Annotated in this window: 3 protein-coding genes; 2 read left to right on the top strand and 1 reads right to left on the bottom strand. The window is 51.3% G+C overall.

All coding sequences use genetic code 11. The features are described from left to right. A partial coding sequence (locus VEI96_03460; protein HXX57035.1) for a hypothetical protein occupies positions 1-257 on the top strand: 257 nt, incomplete at its 5' end. A 348-nt stretch (positions 258-605) separates the two neighbouring features. Further along, positions 606-1,388, top strand: a complete 783-nt coding sequence (locus VEI96_03465) for a hypothetical protein (GenBank protein ID HXX57036.1) — start codon at positions 606-608, stop codon at positions 1,386-1,388. 287 nt (positions 1,389-1,675) lie between these two features. Here VEI96_03465 and malQ read toward each other — a convergent pair. Next, positions 1,676-3,474, bottom strand: a 1,799-nt coding sequence (gene malQ, locus VEI96_03470) for a 4-alpha-glucanotransferase (protein ID HXX57037.1), incomplete at its 5' end; no start/stop codon positions are given.

Genomic DNA, 3,474 nt, shown 5'->3' on the forward strand with positions numbered 1-3,474 from the left:
TCGATTGGCCGATCCTCGTGAACCTACGACTCGATCCCTTCGAAAGAACGGGGATGACTGGATCATTGTTCTATAAGGATTGGTTCGTGTACGAATTCTGGCGTTTCGTCTTCGTGAAGGAGGAGATCGGCGCATACGCACAAACATTCCTCGAATACCCGCCAATGCAGAGAGGGGCAACATTCAACCTGGAGGCTCTGAAGCAAGAACTCCAAAAGAAGATGGAGAGTCTGCAAAAAATGCAGTCAAATCAGTAAAGCCTATGGGAGACGGGCGGGTGGTTTCGGCTGCCCGCCTCGCCTCGGCGATGAGACCGACATTAGAACAATGAATTTGTTGAGTACTGTCGAAACGTGGAGCCCCAATAGACTAGAGAACTCGGGAGACAATCCGCTATTTTCCAGTTACTGAGCATTCCCTCATAAATTACCTGCTTTTCTTTGCTTTGTATTACCGTAAATTGCTAACAGAACTATTATCAAGGCCTTGACCCCAAACCCTATGAACACGTTTCCTTATGGGTTAAGGATGTGATATGATGCTTTTTGCTGACAGAACAGAAGCCTGTCGGGGCACATAATTGTTGGGCGAGCCATGAGGAAAATATGAACATGCTGGGACATCCACTATTTCTTTTCATTGTCTCATTCTTCGGTTTAACACTTGTGGCGTGGTTTGGAGCGCTGTACCGAGAAAGGCGGCGTCTGCCAGAAAGTACCGCGCAGGAAAAGTCCGACCTTGTGATAGGTGCGACGCTGACCTTGCTCGCGCTCATTATCGGGTTTACCTTTTCCATGGCTTTGAACCGATACGATATGCGCAAGAACTACGAGGAAGCAGAAGCCAACGCTATTGGCACGGAATACCTCCGCGCTGACTTGCTGCCCGCTGCGGATGCGGCGAATGTACGTGCCCTGCTTGTGAGCTATACCGATCAGCGCATCTTGTTTTATACCATCCACGATGAGCAACGGCTTCGACAAATTAATGGTCAGACTGCACAATTGCAGGCAGATCTCTGGTCCGCGGTTCGGACTAAGGCGCTGGCGCAGCCAACACCTGTAACTGCTCTCGCAGTTGCTGGCATGAACGATGTCTTGAATTCACAGGGCTATACGCAGGCGGCATGGTGGAATCGGATCCCAGTCTCGGCGTGGGCCCTGATGGTTGCCATGGCTATTTTTGCCAATCTGATGGTTGGTTTTACTACTAAGGAGGCATCAGGGAAATCAAAGTTTTTCTGGGTTCTGCCCTTTGTTGTTTCTATTGCATTCATGCTCATCGCTGACATTGACTCTCCACGTCGCGGTTTGATTCGCGTGGTCCCGCAAAATCTTACAAGCCTTTCAGAATCTCTCCACGGACAGTTGAGTTCTCCCCACCCTTAGGAACAAAAGAGAGCTGTTTACTGCGAATCCTTCTTCACATGTGAGGGAGGAAGTTTGCTTCCGCCGGCCGTTATTAGCTCGCAGTTACTACACGAAAACTTACTTAGTTAGATCTTCCCGTAGCGTTTATTTCCAAAAGAAACGTTGTGTTGTTTCAATAAAGCCGCAATGTCGCTTTCAGGAAGAACGTATTCTCGGCCAACCGATCATAAATGGACCCGGTTTCTAATGGAGTTAATCGGCAGTCCTCCCGTGCCCCGTCGGGGCTGCTCTAACTATTGCAACCGTTATTCTCCTCTTTCTCTTCGGTCTCGAACCATCGCTATCTGAAGGACCCTCGAAAGATCGGTAATACGCTCATCAGAGATGATTTCCTCCAGGTTCAGTGTAGCTTTCCTTTTCCAGTTGGGATACTCATCGACGGTACCAGGCATGTTCTGTTGGTCTGGAGTGCCCGTTATATCATCAAGACTCGCGAGCACGAGCTTGCACGGCGTGAGTCCGAGATACCGGTATACGGCAAGGCACAGTTCAGGCGACAACTCGGTTATCGCCGCCGGATCAGATGGATAATCATCAGGCAGAATATTGCTGGACTTCAGGGCGGCGATGATGAGTTCCCTGTCCCTTTCCCTCTCTTCGACCTGTTCCCTCCATTGGGTTTCATCACGGTACATGCCCAATAGCTTTTTCACCTCGATGTCCCGCCCCACCCAATAACCGAGGAGTGTCGGAAGGTCATGAGTAGTCACAGCGCAGAGCGCCATTTCAGGATACTCCTCCGGCGGAACAAAGGAAGCGTCGGGATAATTCCTCTCGAAGTAAAAGAGTCTGTAGGAGAGCATATGGAATCGTGCAAGCGTCTCCCTAGCCCGGTCCCCGATGGTGCCGAGGTCTTCGGCGATCACCATCGTCCTGCTCCGGACACTTTCGAGGGCGATGATCCGGAGCAGGTCTTCGGAAGGACATTGGACATACGCCCCCTCCTTCGGCGACATGGCGCGAGGTATCCAAAAAAGTCTGAACATGCCGAGGGCATGGTCTATTCTCAGGGCGCCTGCGTATTTCATGTTTTTTCTGATCGTCTGGATGAAGAGTTCGTATCCCGTCTCTTTTAGTTTCTCCGGGATCAGAGGAGGGAATCCCCAGTTCTGCCCGTTCAGGTTAAAATCATCGGGTGGTGCCCCCACATCGATCCCCCCCGCAATGACATCCCGGCAACACCAGGTGTCAGCGCCTCCCCCGACGGAACCTATCGCGAGGTCATAATAGAGTCCGACGGTCATTCCGGAATTTTCAGCCTCCCGCGCTACATCCCTGAGCTGTTCATCGATAATCCACTGGACGTATTGATAAAAGAGTATTTCCTTCCTTCTTGTTCTTTTGAACTCCCTGACAGCACTGCTCGAGGGGTCGCCATAATCGGCGGGCCATTTCTGCCCCGCAATTTGGGAAGAGAGTGACTTCGGGTCCGGACAATCTTCAGCGGACTCCTCTTCCCTCCCCATAAATTCGGAGATCGCCATGTAGGTCGCGAAGGATTCGAGATCAGCCCCTTCCTGCGACAGGTACCTCCTGAACTCCGTTCCTCTCCCGGTATCTCCCTTATACTCCCTCTCATAGAAAAGATCAAAGGCGTATTTCAGCATCGTCTGTTTCATCGACATGACCTTCTCGTAATCGATGAATTCTCCCTTCCTGAGCCGGTCCAGTTCCGCAACGAACGCTTCAGAGAGCATCCTCTTTCTCGCGTCTTCAGATTCTTTCATTTCGGGTACGCGTTCGAGATCGAGATAAATACTGTTCCGGTAAAGCCTGCTGATCGGGGAATAGGGACTGATACCGAAGGGTATCATGTTCGGAATGGCATGGAGCGGATTGATTCCGACAAATCCGCCCTTCAGAGAAGCGACCGCACCGACAATGTTCTTGAGGTCGGTGAAGTCCCCGATACCCCAGTTTCGGCCGGAACGGATCGAATAGAGATTTATCGAGAGACCCCAGGCCCTTCCCTCCTGCAATTCAGACGGCAGGTAGCAGGTAACGGGAGTTATGATCACCCTGACCGTCTTCTCCATTCGCTTCT

The sequence above is a fragment of the Thermodesulfovibrionales bacterium genome (genome assembly GCA_035622735.1).
Lineage (GTDB): Bacteria > Nitrospirota > Thermodesulfovibrionia > Thermodesulfovibrionales > UBA9159 > DASPUT01.